Origin of the sequence: Mycobacterium hainanense, from assembly GCF_041890355.1 — a bacterium.
GTDB lineage: Bacteria > Actinomycetota > Actinomycetes > Mycobacteriales > Mycobacteriaceae > Mycobacterium > Mycobacterium hainanense.
In genome coordinates, this window is the sequence record NZ_CP169059.1 from 4,895,226 (window position 1) to 4,912,280 (window position 17,055).

Here is a 17,055-nt window from a genome sequence, read left to right on the forward strand (position 1 = left end):
CTCCTCATCGCTCCGCTCTGCTTGGTCGCCGGCGCGGGTCATCCCTTTACTAGAGCACGCTCGAGAATGGGAGCCAGGTCCAGCCCGGTCGGCATGGTGCCGTATGCCCCGCCCCACTGGCGGTCGAGCCGGGTGGTCAGGAAGGCCTCGGCGACCGCGGGGTGGCCGTGGCGCACCAGCAGGGAGCCCTGCAGCGCCAGGCAGATGTCCTCGGCAACCTTGCGGGCCCGGTGGGTGATGGTGTCCAGCTCGGCCAGGTCTGCCCGCAGCCGGTCGACGTGGGCACCCAGTCGCGGGTCGGCCGCGGCGCTCTCGGACAGTTCGGCGAACAGCACCTCGACGCATTCCGGACGCGTTGCCATGGCGCGCAACGTATCCAGCGCGCTGACGTTGCCCGAGCCCTCCCAGATGCCCATCAGCGGCGCCTCCCGGAACAGTCGCGGCATGCCCGAGTCCTCGACGTAGCCGTTGCCGCCCAGGCATTCCAGCGCCTCGGCGGCGTGCGGGGTGGCGCGCTTGCACACCCAGTACTTGCTGGCGGCCAGACCGATGCGGCGCAGCAGCGCCTCCCGATCGTCGCCGCGCAACGCCTTGTCGGTGGCACCGGCCATCCGCATCGCGACGATCGTCGCCGCCTCGGCCTCCACGGCCAGGTCCGCCAGCACGTTGCGCATCAGCGGCTGGTCGATCAGGTAGGCGCCGAACGCCTTTCGATGCTGGGTGTGGTGGATCGCACGGGTCAGGCCGGTGCGCATGCTGGTGGCACTGCCCAGCGTGCAGTCCAGCCGGGTCAGGTTGACCATCTCGATGATGGTCGGCACGCCGCGACCCTCCTCGCCCACCAGCCACGCGGTGGCGCCGTCGTATTCGACCTCACTGGACGCGTTGGCGTGGTTGCCCAGCTTGTCCTTGAGGCGCTGCAACAACATTCGGTTGCGGCTGCCGTCGGGCAGCACCCGCGGCAGCAGGAAGCACGACAGCCCGCCCGGGGCCTGCGCCAGCACCAGGAAGATGTCGCACATCGGCGCCGAGGTGAACCACTTGTGACCGGTCAGGCTGTAGCTGCCGTCGCCGTTCGGGGTCGCCTGCGTGGTCCCGGCGCGCACATCGGAGCCGCCCTGCTTCTCGGTCATCGACATGCCGGCGGTGATGCCGCGTTTGGTGGTGGCCAGCTTGAGCTCGGGATCATATTCACGGCTGGTGAGCAGCGGCTCGTAAACCTCCGCCAACTCGGGGTTGTAACGCAGCGCGGGGACGACCGCATACGTCATCGAGATCGGGCAGGTGTGGCCGGGCTCGACGTTCCAGACCGACATCTTGGCCGCCCGCACCACGTGCGCGCCCGGGCGCCCGTCGGCCCACGGCGCCGCGTGGATGCCGTGCGCGATCGCGGTGCGCATCAGCTCGTGGTAGGCCGGGTCGTACTCGACCTCGTCGACCCGGTGGCCGTAGCGGTCGTGGGTGTGCAGGACGGGCCGGTTGCGGTCGGCGAGCTCACCCCAGCGCTGCGCTTGCGAGCCCCCGGCGATCGCGCCCACCTCGGTCACCTCTTCCAAGCCCCATTCCCCACCCTCGCGGATCAGGGCCTCCACGAGCACCGAGGACGTCGCGGGGTTGTAGTTCTCCAGCGGAGGAACCTGGTTGGTGACGACATGCGTATCCGACATGCCCCTCATGTTACATTTTTTCGACAGCCGCACAAGAGGTGTAATGCGCCGTCACCGCGGGTGCGCAGCGAAGAACTCCCACAGGGTGCGGGCGGCGAACGGCGGCCACTCGTGCCCGCCCGCCTCGATCGTGATGAGCGTTACGCCACGGTTGCCGGCGCATGCCGCCGTCGACGTGGTGATCGGGCCGTTGCTGGTGGTGGTCGGGTTCGCGCACCGATCGACGTTGCGCCAGAACGCATTCACCTCGGGCACCGCCGGGCCGTTGATGACGCTGAAACCCTGCCCGCCGCCGTAGGGCACCAGCCGGTCCGCCGTGCCGTGGAGGTGCATGATCGACGCCGGACGCGGGTTGGGACATCGGTTCAGCTGCGTGCCGGCGACCGGGCCGATCGCGGCGAAGATGTCGGTGGCGCAGGCCAGCGTGTAGGACATGATGGCGCCGTTGCTCATCCCGGAGACGTAGGTGCGGGCGGCGTCGGTGCCGAGGTGCTTGGCGACGTCGGCGACGACCGCGCTGACGAACGTGACGTCGTCGACGCCCTCCCGCCCCGGCCGGCCGCAGCAGGTTTCCCCGTCGACGTTCCAGGCCCGGTCCAGCCCGTCCGGGTAGGCGACGACGAACTTGGCCGAATCGGCCAATTCGTCCCAGCCATAATCCCTTTCGACCTGCCGAGCGCTCCCGGAGTAGCCGTGCAACACGACGACCAGCGGCGGCGAAGCCGGTTTGCCCGCCGGCTCGTAGAGCCGATAGCTGCGGTCGTGTCCGCCCACCTCGAGGTGGTGCAGGCTGGTCCCGGTGACGAAGCCCGAGGGCGGCGTCGGCGAACAGCTGACGACCAGGAGGACGATCCCGAGAAGCGTTGCGAGCCGACCGAGCACGCGCGGAGGTCTCAGCCGCCGGTCTTTTCCCGCAGGAACGCGATGTCGTCCTTGCGTCCCTCGTCGGCGGTCTCGCAGATGACGGGCGCATCGGCCGCCGTCACCACCGCGACGAGCAACTCGGGGTCGATCTGGCCGGTGCCGAAGTTGGCGTGCCGGTCGGCACCCGAGCCGGCCGCGTCCCTCGAGTCGTTGCAGTGCACCAGGTCGATGCGTCCGGTCAGCGCCCTGATCCTGTCGACCGCGTCGACCAGCGCCTCACCCGCGGCCCACGCGTGACAGGTGTCCAGGCAGAAGCCGATTCCCTTGTCGCCGATATGATCCCAGAGTCTGCCGATGGTGTCGAAGTGGCGGGCCATCGCGTGGTCGCCGCCCGCGGTGTTCTCCAGGTACACGGGCACATCGGTTTCCAGGTAGTCCAGCGCCTTGACCCACCGCTGGAACCCGGCGTCCATGTCGTCATCGTCGGCGTGGCCGCCGTGCACGATCACGGCAGTCGCGCCGATCTCCGCGGCCGCGTCGCAGGTGTCTTGCAGGATCTTGCGCGACGGGATGCGGATGCGGTTGTTCGCCGAGGCCACGTTGATGAGGTACGGCGCGTGAACGTAGAGCGGCACGGCCGACGCCTTGAGCGTCGGGGCGTCGTCGTGGGGCTTCGGCTTCTTCCAGCTCTGCGGATTGCCGAGGAAGAACTGCACCACGTCGGCCCCGTCCGCCTGAGCCGCGGCCAGCGGGTCGTCGTTGTGGACGTGTGAACCGATGAGCACGCGGCCAGTCTAGTGGTGCCTTCCGACGCGAGCGTCACGCCAGCGTGACACGAGGCGGCCTGAGCCACGCTGGCGTGACGCCGGGCGCAACGAAAAAGCCCCGGGCCGAAACCCGGGGCTTTTTCTGTGTGGACTAGCGATAGTCGCTGTAGCCGTAGTCGTCCAGCGGAACCGCGGCTCCGGTGGCCTGGCCGAAGTCCGGGCTGTAGTACTGATCCTCGTAGGACGGGATCGTGTACGCGGCGGCCCGGGCCTCCTCGGTCGGCTGCACCTGGATGTTGCGGTACCGGTTGATGCCGGTACCGGCCGGGATCAGCTTTCCGATGATCACGTTCTCCTTCAGACCGTTCAGCTTGTCGCTGCGGCAGTTGATCGCCGCATCGGTCAGCACTCGCGTGGTCTCCTGGAACGACGCCGCACTCAGCCAAGAGTCGGTGGCCAGCGACGCCTTCGTGATACCCATCAGCACCGGGCGCCCGGCGGCGGGCTCGCCGCCCTCGGCCACCACCCGACGGTTCTCCGCCTCGAACTCCGCGCGGTCGATCAGCGAGCCGGGCAGGAACTCCGTCGCACCCGAGTCGATGATGGTGACGCGGCGCAGCATCTGGCGGACGATCACCTCGATGTGCTTGTCGTGGATCGACACACCCTGGGCGCGGTAGACCTCCTGGACCTCGCGGACCAGGTGGATCTGCACCTCGCGGGGGCCCTGCACGCGCAGCACCTCGTGCGGGTCGGCCGAACCCTCCATCAGCTGCTGGCCCACCTCGACGTGGTCGCCGTCGGACAGCACCCGCTCGGAACCGTCCTCGTGCTTGAACACGCGCAGCCGCTGGCGCTTGGAGAGCTTGTCGTACACGACCTCCTCGCTCCCGTCGTCGGGAACGATGGTGATCTTGTAGAAGCGCTCACCCTCCTCGAGCTGCACCCGCCCGGTGACGTCGGCGATCGGCGCCTTACCGCGCGGGACGCGGGCCTCGAACAGCTCCTGCACCCGGGGCAGACCGCCGGTGATGTCCTCACCGACACCACCCTGGTGGAAGGTACGCATGGTCAGCTGCGTGCCCGGCTCACCGATGGACTGGGCCGCGACGATGCCGACGGCCTCGCCGATGTCGACCAGCTTGCCGGTCGCCATCGAACGCCCGTAGCAGGTCGCGCACACGCCGGTGCCCGTGGTGCAGGTCAGCACCGAGCGCACCTTGACCTGTGTGATGCCGGCCGCCAGCAGGGCGTCGATCTCCGGGTCACCCAGGTCCTCGCCGCGCGCGACGACGACGTTGCCGGCCTCATCGACCGCGTCGGTGCCCAGGGTCCGCGCGTACGCCGAGGTTTCGATGTACGGATCGCGGATCAGGGTGCCGTCGGGCTGACGCTCGGCGAGCTCGACGATGATGCCGCGCTCGGTCTCGCAGTCGTGCTCGCGGACGATGACGTCCTGGCTCACGTCCACCAGACGACGGGTCAGGTAACCCGAGTCGGCGGTACGCAACGCGGTGTCCGCCAGCCCCTTTCGGGCGCCGTGCGTGTTGATGAAGTACTCCAGCACGGTCAGGCCCTCGCGGAACGACGACTTGACCGGACGCGGAATGAACTCACCCTTCGGGTTGGTCACCAGACCCTTCATGCCGGCCAGCGTCCGGGTCTGGGTGAAGTTACCCGTGGCACCGGAGTCGACGATCGTGATGATCGGGTTGTCGCTGGGGTAGTGCTCGCGGAGCGCCTGACCGACCTCGTCGGTGGCTTCCTTCCAGATCTCCACCAACGCCTCGTTGCGCTCGTCGTGGTTCAAAGCGCCGCGCTGGAACTGCTTTTCGACCTTCTCGGCCCGCTCCTCGTACTGGTCGAGGATCTCCTTCTTGCGCGGGGGCACCAGCACGTCGGCCATCGACACGGTGACACCACTGCGGGTGGCCCAGTAGAAGCCGGCGTCCTTGAGCTTGTCGACGGTCTGCGCGACCACGATCATCGGGTACCGCTCGGCGAGGTCGTTGATGATCGCGGCCTGCACCTTCTTGTGCATCTGCTTGTTCACGAACGGGTAGCCCACCGGCAGCAGCTCGTTGAACAGCACGCGGCCCAGCGTGGTCTCGGCCATCCAGGCGTCGCCCGGCTGCCAGCCGTTGGCACCGAACACCTCGGCCTCGACCTCGGCCGGCGGACGCAGCTGCGTCAGTCGCACCTTGATCTTGGCCCGCACCGAGAGCACGCCGCGGTCGGCGGCCATGATCGCCTCGGCCGGCGAGGAGTACACGCCGACCTCCGGCTGATCCTTTGTGGCGGTCTGGAATTCGCCCTTGTCGCCGTCAACCTCGGTGGTCAGGAAGTACAGCCCGGTCACCATGTCCAGTCGCGGCATGGCCAGCGGACGGCCGGATGCGGGTGACAGGATGTTGTTACTCGACAGCATCAGGATGCGCGCCTCGGCCTGCGCCTCGGCACTCAACGGCAGGTGCACCGCCATCTGGTCACCGTCGAAGTCGGCGTTGAACGCCTCACACACCAACGGGTGCAGCTGAATCGCCTTGCCCTCCACCAGCATTGGCTCGAAAGCCTGGATGCCCAGCCGGTGCAGGGTGGGTGCGCGGTTCAGCAGCACCGGGTGCTCGGCGATGACCTCTTCCAGCACGTCCCACACCTGGGGACGCTGCCGCTCCACCATGCGCTTGGCGCTCTTGATGTTCTGCGCGTGGTTGAGGTCGACGAGCCGCTTCATCACGAACGGCTTGAACAGCTCCAGCGCCATCAGCTTGGGCAGGCCGCACTGGTGCAGCTTGAGCTGCGGGCCGACCACGATGACCGAACGGCCCGAGTAGTCGACGCGCTTACCGAGCAGGTTCTGGCGGAACCGACCCTGCTTGCCCTTCAACAGATCCGACAGCGACTTGAGCGGACGGTTGCCCGGCCCGGTGACCGGGCGGCCGCGGCGGCCGTTGTCGAACAGCGCGTCGACGGATTCCTGCAGCATCCGCTTCTCGTTGTTGACGATGATCTCGGGCGCGCCGAGGTCGATCAGTCTCTTGAGGCGGTTGTTGCGGTTGATGACCCGGCGGTACAGGTCGTTCAGGTCGCTGGTGGCGAAGCGGCCACCGTCCAGCTGCACCATCGGGCGCAGCTCCGGCGGGATCACCGGGACGGCGTCGAGCACCATACCCATCGGCGAGTTGCCCGACTGCTGGAAGGCGGCGACCACCTTCAGCCGCTTGAGGGCGCGAAGCTTCTTCTGCCCCTTGCCGTTTCGGATGACGTCGCGCAGCGAGTCGGCCTCGGCGTCGATGTCGAAGTTCTCGATGAGCTTCTGAATCGACTCCGCGCCCATGGCGCCGGTGAAGTACTCGCCGTAGCGGTCGACGAGCTCGCGGTAGAGGTTCTCGTCGACAATCAGCTGCTTGGGGGCCAGCTTGGTGAAGGTGTTCCAGATGTCCTCGAGCCGATCCAGCTCGCGCTGGGCACGGTCGCGGAGCTGGCGCATCTCCCGCTCGCCGCCGTCGCGCACCTTGCGGCGGGCGTCGGCCTTGGCGCCCTCGGCCTCCAGCTCGGCCAGGTCGGCCTCCAGCTTCTGCGCGCGGGCCTCCAGGTCGGCGTCGCGCTGGTCCTCAACGGCCTTGCGCTCCACCATCATTTCGGCCTCGAGCGTGGACAGCTCGTTGTGCCGCATCTCGTCGTCGACCGACGTGATCACGTACGCCGCGAAGTAGATGATCTTCTCGAGATCCTTCGGGGCGAGGTCGAGCAGGTAACCGAGCCGGCTCGGCACACCCTTGAAGTACCAGATGTGCGTGACCGGCGCGGCCAGCTCGATGTGGCCCATCCGCTCGCGGCGCACCTTGGCGCGGGTCACCTCGACGCCGCAGCGCTCACAGATGATGCCCTTGAAGCGGACGCGCTTGTACTTGCCGCAGTAGCACTCCCAGTCGCGAGTCGGTCCGAAGATCTTCTCGCAGAACAGGCCGTCCTTCTCCGGCTTCAGCGTGCGGTAGTTGATCGTCTCCGGCTTCTTGACCTCGCCGTAAGACCATTGCCTGATGTCCTCCGCTGTGGCCAGGCCGATACGGAGTTCATCGAAGAAGTTGACGTCGAGCACGTAACTCCCTTTCCCCTTGCGGGTTTAGTAACTAAAAGTGATTAAGCCAGGTCCTCAACAGAGGCGGACTCGTTGCGCGACAAGTTGATTCCCAGGTTGGCCGCAGCCCGCTCCAGGTCCTCGTCCTCGCCTTCGCGCAGTTCGATCGCCGCGCCGTCCGACGAGAGCACCTCGACGTTCAGGCACAGCGACTGCAGCTCCTTGAGCAGCACCTTGAACGACTCGGGGATGCCCGGCTCGGGGATGTTCTCGCCCTTGACGATCGCCTCGTACACCTTGACCCGGCCGACCGTGTCGTCGGACTTGATGGTCAACAGCTCCTGCAGCGTGTACGCCGCGCCGTAGGCCTGCATGGCCCAGCACTCCATCTCACCGAACCGCTGGCCACCGAACTGCGCCTTACCACCCAGCGGCTGCTGGGTGATCATCGAGTACGGGCCGGTGGAGCGGGCGTGGATCTTGTCGTCCACCAGGTGGTGCAGCTTCATGATGTACATGAAGCCAACCGTCACCGGGTACGGGAACGGTTCACCGCTGCGGCCGTCGAAGAGCACCGCCTTGCCGTCGCCGTCCACCATCACCTCGTTGTCCCGGTTGGGCAGCGTGCAGGACAGCAAGCCCTGCAGCTCCGCCTCCCGGGCGCCGTCGAACACCGGCGTCGACACGATGGCGTTCGGCTCCGCGCTCTGCAGTTCCTTCGGCAGGTTGGCGGCCCACTCGGGGGAACCCTCGATGTTCCAGCCGGACTTGGCCACCCACCCGAGGTGGGTCTCCAGGATCTGGCCGATGTTCATCCGTCGCGGCACACCGTGGGTGTTCAGGATGATGTCCACCGGGGTGCCGTCCGGCAGGAACGGCATGTCCTCGACGGGCAGGATCTTGCCGATCACGCCCTTGTTGCCGTGGCGGCCGGCGAGCTTGTCACCGTCGGAGATCTTGCGCTTCTGGGCCACGTAGACGCGGACCAGTTCGTTGACACCGGCCGGCAGCTCGTCGTCGTCCTCGCGGGAGAACACCCGGATGCCGATGACCTTGCCGGACTCGCCGTGCGGCACCTTCAGCGAGGTGTCGCGGACCTCACGCGCCTTCTCGCCGAAGATCGCGCGCAGCAGCCGCTCCTCCGGGGTCAGCTCGGTCTCACCCTTCGGGGTGACCTTGCCGACCAGGATGTCGCCGTCGCGGACCTCGGCGCCGATGCGGACGATGCCGCGCTCGTCGAGGTCGGCCAGCACCTCGTCGGAGACGTTCGGGATGTCCCGGGTGATCTCCTCGGCGCCCAGCTTGGTGTCGCGAGCGTCGATCTCGTGCTCCTCGATGTGGATCGAGGTGAGCACGTCCTCCTCAACCAGGCGGTTGGACAGGATGATCGCGTCCTCGTAGTTGTGGCCCTCCCACGGCATGATCGCCACCAGCAGGTTCTTGCCCAGCGCCATCTCACCGTTCTCGGTGCAGGGACCGTCGGCGATGACCTGGCCGGCCTCGACCCGGTCCCCGGCGTCCACGATCGGCGACTGGTTGGCGCACGTGCCGTGGTTGGACCGCTCGAACTTGCGCATCCGGTAGGTGTGCCGGGTGCCGTCGTCGGCCATCACGGTGACGTAGTCGGCGGAGACCTCCTCGATCACCCCGGCCTTGTCCGCGACGACGACGTCGCCGGCGTCGATCGCGGCGCGCAACTCCATGCCGGTGCCCACCAGCGGCGCCTCGCTGCGCACCAGCGGAACCGCCTGACGCTGCATGTTGGCGCCCATCAGGGCACGGTTGGCGTCGTCGTGCTCGAGGAACGGGATCATGGCGGTGGCCACCGACACCATCTGGCGCGGCGACACGTCCATGTAGTCCACCTCGGACGACGGCACGTACTCGACCTCACCCGCCTTCCGGCGGACCAGGACGCGCGACTCCTCGAACCGGCCGTTCGCGTCGATCGGCGAGTTGGCCTGCGCCACCACGTGGCGGTCCTCCTCGTCGGCGGTCAGGTAGTGGATCTCGTCGGTGACCACACCGTCGACCACCTTGCGGTACGGCGTCTCGATGAAGCCGAACGGGTTGACCCGGGCGTACACCGACAGCGAGCCGATCAGACCGATGTTCGGCCCCTCCGGGGTCTCGATCGGGCACATCCGGCCGTAGTGCGACGGGTGCACGTCGCGGACCTCCAGCCCGGCCCGCTCACGGGACAGACCGCCGGGGCCCAGCGCCGACAGGCGGCGCTTGTGGGTCAGGCCCGACAGCGGGTTGTTCTGGTCCATGAACTGTGAGAGCTGGCTGGTGCCGAAGAACTCCTTGATCGCGGCGACCACCGGGCGGATGTTGATCAGCGTCTGCGGCGTGATCGCCTCGACGTCCTGAGTGGTCATCCGCTCGCGGACCACGCGCTCCATCCGCGACATGCCGACCCGGATCTGGTTCTGGATCAACTCACCGACCGTGCGCAGGCGGCGGTTACCGAAGTGGTCGATGTCGTCGGTCTCCACCGGCACCTCGATGCCGCCGGGGACAGTCATGACAGCGGCCTGGCCATCCGTACGGGCGTGGTGCAGGCGCACCAGGTATTCGATGGTCGCGACGACGTCTTCCTCGGTCAGCGTGGACGACGTGATCGGCTCGCCGGCGTGCAGGCCCAGCTTCTTGTTGACCTTGTAGCGGCCGACGCGGGCCAGGTCGTAGCGCTTCTCCTTGAAGAACAGGTTCTCCAGCAGGGTCTGCGCGGACTCCTTGGTCGGCGGCTCGCCCGGGCGCAGCTTGCGGTAGATGTCCAGCAGCGCCTCGTCGGTGCCCGCCGTGTTGTCCTTCTCCAGCGTGCTCATCATGATCTCGGAGAAGCCGAACCGCTCGTGGATCTGCTCGTTGGTCCAGCCCAGCGCCTTGAGCAGCACGGTGACGGGCTGGCGGCGCTTGCGGTCGATGCGCACACCGACGGTGTCGCGCTTGTCGACGTCGAACTCCAGCCACGCACCGCGGCTGGGGATCACCTTGACGCTGTGCAGCAGCTTCTCGGTCGACTTGTCGATGGTCTCGTCGAAGTACACGCCCGGCGAGCGCACCAGCTGGCTGACGACCACACGCTCGGTCCCGTTGATGATGAAGGTGCCCTTCTCGGTCATCATCGGGAAGTCACCCATGAACACCGTCTGGCTCTTGATCTCGCCGGTGTTGTTGTTGATGAACTCGGCCGTGACGAACAGCGGGGCCGCGTACGTCATGTCCTTGTCTTTGCACTCGTCGACCGGCGCCTTGACCTCGTCGAAACGGGGGTCGGAGAACGACAGCGACATCGAGCCGGAGAAGTCCTCGATCGGCGAGAGCTCGTACAGCACCTCTTCGAGGCCGCCCACGGGGCTGGGCTCGCCACGATCGATGGCGGCCTCGCGCCAGCGCGGTGAGCCGATCAACCACTCGAAAGAGTCGATCTGCACGTCGAGCAGGCCGGGAACCTCGAGCGGTTCGCGGAGCTTGGCGAAGGAAACTCGGTTGGGCGCTCCGGGGACGGAGCTGTTTAGGGAACTTCCATTAGAGGAACTTTGTGGGCGATCCGTTTTGCTCTGGCGGGAATCAGCCAAGATGCATCCTTCCAGCACCTCGTGCGACTCACGAAGACCGGGACCACCGGTTGCGTTCGCCGCGAATTGTGTCGGTTAGGCCGGCGAACGAACTGTCCGGATCTCACGCGCACGAGTAAAGAACTAAGCCGCTTACAGGGGGCTCAGGCTTAGACCACGGTGTCAGGTGGCGGGTGAGGTGGGCAGGAAGTAGCCAGCGCAACGTCCAACAATAGCGTAGGGCGGCGCATTCCTCAACTGTCCAGCACAGGACATCCAGGGACATCGGCGCTGGCTGGCATCTCGACTTTCCGCTGGATACATGCTGCCCAACAGACTGGCCCGTTTACGGCCCGTCGTCAAGAGGGCGGGCCGGGAGTTACGCGAAGTTATCGCGAACTTCGGGCCGAGCGCGCTAGTCGCCGACCTCGTGCGCCCGGTACTTGTGGGTGCCCTCCATGTCGTCGATGATCGCGGCTTGCGCCTTCTGCGGCAGGGTGTGCAGGATCTCGCGCACCCGCGCCTGGCGCCGGGCGACGGCCTTGCGCTCGGGCATCCCGGGGGACGCGACGATCTGCGGCGGCACGCCCTCGATCTCCTCCACACCGCCGGCGTGCTGGCCGGCCTCGAGGGCGGCCTGCTCTTCGGCCATCGTCGCCTCGTCCTTTTCCTCGGACATGCCGATCGGGCCGATGCGGCGGCCGTTGAGGAACTGGCGCACCACCGGCTCGTCGCTGGTCAGCAGCACCTCGCGGGGGCCGAACATGACCAGCTTGCGCCGGAAGAGCATGCCCATGTTGTCCGGCACGGTGCGGGCGATGTTGATGTTGTGCGTGACGATGAGGACGGTGGCGTCGATCTGGGCGTTGATGTCGAGGATCAGCTGGCTCAGGTAGGCGGTGCGGACCGGGTCCAGACCGGAGTCGGGCTCGTCGCAGAGGATGATCTGCGGGTCCATCACCAGGGCGCGGGCCAGGCTGGCGCGCTTGCGCATACCGCCGGAGATCTCGCCGGGGAACTTCTTCTCGTCGCCGCCCAGACCCACCATCTGCAGCTTCTCCATGACGATGTCACGGATCTCGCTTTCCTTCTTCTTGGTGTGCTCGCGCAGCGGGAAGGCGGCATTGTCGAACAGGTTCATCGAACCGAACAGGGCACCGTCCTGGAACATGACGCCGAACAGCGTGCGGATCTCGTAGAGCTCCTTGGCCGAGCACTGCAGGATGTCGGTGCCGTCGATGACGACCGAGCCGCGCTCGGGGCGCAGCAGACCGATCAGCGACTTCAGGAACACCGATTTGCCGGTACCCGACGGCCCCAGCAGGACGCTCACCTCCCCGGCGGGGATCTCCAGGGTCACGTCTTCCCAAATTCTCGACGATCCGAAGGACTTCGTGAGGCCGTTCACCTCAATAGCGACACCCATGGGAGATCCTTCCGTCGACACTCATGCCCGCCACCTGCCCTTTTATGTGGCTTGAGTCACTGTAGCGCACGCTTGCTGCACGGCATCAGGGTTGCGTGGCGCCGCCGGGAAATATTGGCTGACCTGAGATCCCGCCGTCGCCGGCGACCGCCATCCTATTCGACGCGCGTTAGCCAGTGGGCGCCCAATTGCCGTGAAAGCCCATCGGCACGCGCTGCGGCAAATGCACGGTGGCCACGGACTCGAGCGTCTCGGCGTCCAGCAACACCAACTGGCCTTCGTCGCGGCCCCGGTGGTAGCCATAGCCCATCAGAACGCCGTCGTCCTCGGCTCGTTCTTTCTCGGAGGCGCCGGGGTTGGGCACAAAGGACATCTCGCCGAGCAAAAGGTCGGGGTCGAGCGGCGCGACCTCGCTGGCACCGGTCGCGTAGTCGTGCTTGTACAACGCCGAGGCGCCGCCGACGAAGTACGCCCCCACGGTGTAGCCGAACCGGTGCGGGCTGCCCAGCAGGTCCTCGTTGATCCGCGGAAACTCCTGCGGCCGATCGTCGCGGCATTCGGTGGCCACGGCCCCGGTCGTCAGGTTGATGGTCCACCGGTCCAGCGTCGGCGGCGTCTCGCCGGGCCCGCGCCGGTCGCGGTCGAACATCCGCGCGTAGCGCACCACGTCGAGCACCAAAACCTCGGCGCCGTCCCGCATCTCGGAGTAGGCGTTGAGGGGGTGGTAGACGTAGCAGGGTTCGATGTCGAACCAGCGGACGGCATCCTTGCCCGCCTCGCGCGGCAGGACGCCGACGCGCGCCGGGTAGCGGGGGTCCCAGGCGTACGGCAGGCGGTCGGAGTGCTTCGGGTTCCGGTTCATCACGGCGTTGATCGGGCTCGGCACCCGCACCCGCCCGATCAGCGACTGCAGCGCCAGCCGCGCGGGCAGGCCGAGCCAGCGGGGCATGGCCTGCGGCAGCGCCTGCACCGGGTCGAAGGTCACCGGCAGGTCATAGATGACGACGTACTTCTCGGTCAGCGAGAAGTCGTGCATCATCGGCGACCCCGACACCTCGATGTCGACGGTGCGGCGGGCCCGCCCCCGGGTGTCGATGACCGAGTACTGCACGGTCCGCCCGCGGGCGAAGGAGTAGGAGACGGCGTGCAGTTCGCCGGTGCGCGGGTCGCGGTGCGGATGGGCGGTGTAGCCGCCGGCCAGGGTGCCGTCGAAGTCGCAGGTCCCCACGGTCTCCAGCTCGTCGGTCAGCTCGTAGTTGGCCACCCCGCCCTCGACCAGCGCCAGGGTGCGCCCGGCGTGGGTCAGGACGTTGGTGTTGGCGCCGAGCGAGAGCATGCCCGCCCGCGGGTCGAGCCGGCCCGGGGTCGGCTCGCCCAGCGCCGCGCACACCGACGGGCTGCGCACCCAGCGGTTGCGGTACCAGCGCGCCCCGCCCTCGCTCAGCGCGACGCCGTGCACCATGCCGTCGCCGCTGAACCAGTGGTAGGTGGCCGGGTCGACCTCCTCGGCGGGGTTGGGACCGTTGCGCAGGTACCGGCCGTCGAGGTGTTCGGGGATGTGTCCGGTGACCGGCAGGTCAGTCGCGGTCACCTCGGCGGCCACCGGCGCCAGCAGGTCCTCGAGATACGGGTTCCGGATTTCGGCTTGGTGCGTGACCGTCATCGCTGAGCTCCTATAACATTGATATGACGTTGTTATAGGGACCCTACGCCGCGGATGGGAGGATGGCAACGATGACTTCGGAATTGCCGCGAGGGCAGCGCAGCGTCCGCGACGAGATGCTGCGCGCCGCCGTCGACCTGCTGCACGAGCACGGCCCGGATGCGCTGCAGACCCGCAAGGTCGCCGCCGCGGCCGGAACGTCGACGATGGCCGTGTACACCCACTTCGGCGGGATGCGCGGCCTGATCGCCGAGGTGGCCGAAGAGGGCTTGCGCCAGTTCGACGCCGCGCTGGCCGTTCCCGGAACCGACGATCCGGTCGCCGACCTGTTCGTCCTCGGTGCGGCCTACCGGCGCTATGCGATCAAGCACCCGCACATGTACCGGCTGATGTTCGGCAGCACCAGCGCGCACGGCATCAACGCCCCGGCGGGCAACGTCTTGACGCTGACGGTGGCCGAGGTCGAACGCGATATCCCCAGCTTCGCCCACGTGGTCCGCGCCGTACAACGGTCGATGCTCGCGGGCCGGATCACGGCCGGCGCGGCGGATGATGACCCCGCCGTCGTCAGTACAGCGGCCCAGTTCTGGGCGTTACTGCACGGGTTCGTGATGCTGGAGCTGGCCGGCTTCTACGGCGAGGACGGCGCAGCCGTCGAATCGATGCTGGGCGAGACGAAGTCGGGTTTGGTTGTCGCACTGGGAGATTCGCCTGAGCTCGCCAGACAGTCGCTGCGGTCGGCGAGCGCAGCCCGCTGAACGCACGAAACCCCCGGAAGGTCGCTTCCGGGGGTTTCGCGAAGGGGAGCTACTTGACGGTGACGGTGGCGCCTGCGGCCTCGAGCTTGGCCTTGGCCTCGTCGGCGGCCTCCTTGGCGACCTTCTCCAGCAGCGGCTTGGGCGCGCTGTCGACCAGGTCCTTGGCCTCCTTGAGGCCCAGGCCGGAGACGATCTCGCGGACCACCTTGATGACGCCGATCTTCTTGTCGCCGGCGGCCTCGAGGATTACGTCGAACTCCGACTGCTCCTCGGCTGCCTCGGCGGGAGCGCCACCGGCGGCTGGGCCGGCCGCGGCGACGGCGACCGGGGCGGCCGCGGTGACCTCGAAGGTGTCCTCGAACTTCTTGACGAAGTCGGAGAGCTCCAACAGGGTCATTTCCTTGAAGGCGTCAAGCAGGTCGTCGGTAGAAATTTTCGCCATGGTGCGGGTCCTTCCTTGTTTTCCCAGGTTTGCGGGGTTGGTTTTATTCGGCTTCGGCCGGTGCCTCGGCCGTTTCGGCCGGTGCCTCGGGGGTCTCTTCGGCGGGTGCCGCCGCCGCCGCGACCGGAGCGGCGGGCTCCGGCTCGGCGGGCTTCTTCTCCTGCAGCGCGGCCAACAGGCGGGCCATCTGCGAGGTTGGGGCGGCGAACAGGCCGGCCGCCTTGGCGAGGTTGCCCTTCATGGCGCCGGCCAGCTTGGCCAGCAGCACCTCGCGCGACTCCAGGTCGGCGATGCGCTCGACCTCGGCGACGGTCAGCGCGCGACCGTCCATGTAGCCGCCCTTGATGACCAGCGCCTTGTGGTCCTTGGCGAAGGTCTTGATGGCCTTGGCGGCGTCGACCGGCTCGCCGGTGACGAACGCGATCGCGGTCGGCCCGGCGAACAGCTCGTCGAGGCCTTCCACGCCGGCCTCAGACGCCGCCCGTTTGATCAGCGTGTTTTTGGCCACCGAGTAGGTGGCCGAGCCGTTCAGCGACCGGCGCAGCTCGGCCAGGTTCGCCACGGTCAACCCGCGGTACTCGGTGATCAGGGTCGCGGTCGCGTCCCTGAACTGTTCGGCGATGTCTGCAACGGCGGTGGCTTTGTCAGCCCTGGCCATGCGTACCTCCTGAAGTGAAAGCCATGCGACGTGTCGTCTGTGATCACCCGGAGAACGACGAACGCCCCGGCGCAGGATGCGGCCGGGGCGTGAATGCGCGCCGGCGCGTGCCGGCGCTACTGCCTCGTCCTCCTGCGTGGGCCGCCGGGATGCTCCCGGACCTTCAACCGATTGCTCGGTGACCGACGGTCTTCGGTGGATCGGGCACCAGGATAGCCTGACCCGTCCCCGTCAGCCAAAACGGCGGCCGCCCGGCGGTTAGCGCAGGCCGGCCAGCCGCGCCGCGCCCACCAGGCCCGCCCCGCCGCCGAGTTCGGCGGGCACCACCCGCAGACCGGCCAGGAAGTCCAGCCGGGCGTACTCGGCCAGCTTCTCCCGCACGGGGTCGAAGAGCAGGCCACCGGAGTTGGCGACGCCTCCCCCGACGACGACGAGGTCCAGGTCGCAGACCGCGCCCACCGAGGCGATCATCGCCGCGAGCGCGGTGGCACCCCGGCGGAACGCCCGGGCGGCCAACGGATCCCCGTCCGCGGCGGCGGCGGCCAGGTCGCGGGCGCCGGCCGTGGGTGGGGCGGACCACCCGTTGGCCCGCGCCCAGCGGACCATGGCCGGCCCGGAGGCGATCGCCTCGACGCAGCCGCGCCCGCCGCACACGCAGGGCGGGCCGCCGTCCTCCACCACCACGTGCCCGACGTGGCCGGCGTTGCCGGTGCGGCCGGTGTACGGAACGCCGCCGAGCACCAGCCCGCCGCCCACCCCGGTGGACACCACCATGCCCAGCAGGAAGTCCGCGCCGCGGCCCGCGCCGCGCCAGTGCTCCCCCAGCGCCATGCACAGGCCGTCGCCGCCGAGCCGTACGGGGACGCCCGGCAGCGCGGCCGCGACCCGGTCGCGCAGCGGGAAGCGTTGCCACCCTTTGATGTTGACGGGGCTGACGGTTCCGGCGCGCAGGTCGATGGGGCCGGCCGACCCGATGCCCACGGCGGCCACCGCACCGTCGGCCGCGCGCAGGGCGTCGGCGATCGTTGCGTCGACCGCGGCCCACACCTCCTCCGCCCCGCCGCCGGGTGTGGGCCGGATGACGGTGTGCACCAGCGCGCCGTCGGGATCGGCGAGGCCGGCGGCGACCTTGGTGCCGCCGATGTCCAGGCAGAGGGTGAGCATCG

11 protein-coding genes are annotated in these 17,055 nt (G+C 68.2%); 1 reads left to right on the forward strand and 10 read right to left on the reverse strand.

What is annotated here, in order from left to right; translation table 11 throughout:
• Positions 1-38: 38 nt before the first annotated feature.
• From ACEL92_RS23035 to ACEL92_RS23065, 7 genes are all read right to left on the reverse strand, one after another.
• Positions 39-1,667: an acyl-CoA dehydrogenase family protein gene (locus ACEL92_RS23035; RefSeq protein WP_374022899.1), complete on the reverse strand. Its 1,629-nt coding sequence runs from the start codon at positions 1,665-1,667 to the stop codon at positions 39-41.
• 51 nt (positions 1,668-1,718) lie between these two features.
• On the reverse strand, positions 1,719-2,549 hold the full coding sequence (locus tag ACEL92_RS23040; RefSeq protein WP_374022900.1) for a PHB depolymerase family esterase: 831 nt from the start codon (positions 2,547-2,549) through the stop codon (positions 1,719-1,721).
• 11 nt (positions 2,550-2,560) lie between these two features.
• Positions 2,561-3,316 (reverse strand): deoxyribonuclease IV, encoded by a 756-nt coding sequence (locus ACEL92_RS23045; protein WP_374022901.1) that lies wholly within the window; start codon positions 3,314-3,316, stop codon positions 2,561-2,563.
• Between the two features lie 133 nt (positions 3,317-3,449).
• Positions 3,450-7,400 (reverse strand): DNA-directed RNA polymerase subunit beta', encoded by a 3,951-nt coding sequence (locus tag ACEL92_RS23050; RefSeq protein ID WP_374022902.1) that lies wholly within the window; start codon positions 7,398-7,400, stop codon positions 3,450-3,452.
• Between the two features lie 41 nt (positions 7,401-7,441).
• Positions 7,442-10,963, reverse strand: a complete 3,522-nt coding sequence (locus ACEL92_RS23055; RefSeq protein ID WP_374022903.1) for a DNA-directed RNA polymerase subunit beta — start codon at positions 10,961-10,963, stop codon at positions 7,442-7,444.
• A 394-nt stretch (positions 10,964-11,357) separates the two neighbouring features.
• Positions 11,358-12,368 (reverse strand): ABC transporter ATP-binding protein, encoded by a 1,011-nt coding sequence (locus ACEL92_RS23060; protein ID WP_067274942.1) that lies wholly within the window; start codon positions 12,366-12,368, stop codon positions 11,358-11,360.
• A gap of 169 nt (positions 12,369-12,537) precedes the next feature.
• On the reverse strand, positions 12,538-14,031 hold the full coding sequence (locus tag ACEL92_RS23065; RefSeq protein ID WP_374022904.1) for a carotenoid oxygenase family protein: 1,494 nt from the start codon (positions 14,029-14,031) through the stop codon (positions 12,538-12,540).
• A 71-nt stretch (positions 14,032-14,102) separates the two neighbouring features.
• On the opposite strand from ACEL92_RS23065, the gene ACEL92_RS23070 reads away from it, so the two are divergent.
• Positions 14,103-14,789, forward strand: a complete 687-nt coding sequence (locus ACEL92_RS23070; protein WP_374022905.1) for a TetR/AcrR family transcriptional regulator — start codon at positions 14,103-14,105, stop codon at positions 14,787-14,789.
• A 49-nt stretch (positions 14,790-14,838) separates the two neighbouring features.
• On the opposite strand, the gene rplL is transcribed toward ACEL92_RS23070, so the two are convergent.
• The 3 genes from rplL to ACEL92_RS23085 form a co-directional block, all read right to left on the reverse strand.
• Entirely contained in the window at positions 14,839-15,231 is a 393-nt protein-coding gene (gene rplL, locus ACEL92_RS23075) for a 50S ribosomal protein L7/L12 (protein ID WP_374022906.1), read from the reverse strand.
• A gap of 43 nt (positions 15,232-15,274) precedes the next feature.
• Positions 15,275-15,889, reverse strand: a complete 615-nt coding sequence (gene rplJ, locus ACEL92_RS23080; RefSeq protein WP_374022907.1) for a 50S ribosomal protein L10 — start codon at positions 15,887-15,889, stop codon at positions 15,275-15,277.
• Positions 15,890-16,147: 258 nt separating this feature from the next.
• A complete protein-coding gene (locus ACEL92_RS23085) occupies positions 16,148-17,053 on the reverse strand; it encodes an ROK family protein (RefSeq protein WP_374022908.1) in 906 nt (301 codons plus the stop codon).
• Positions 17,054-17,055: the final 2 nt, after the last annotated feature.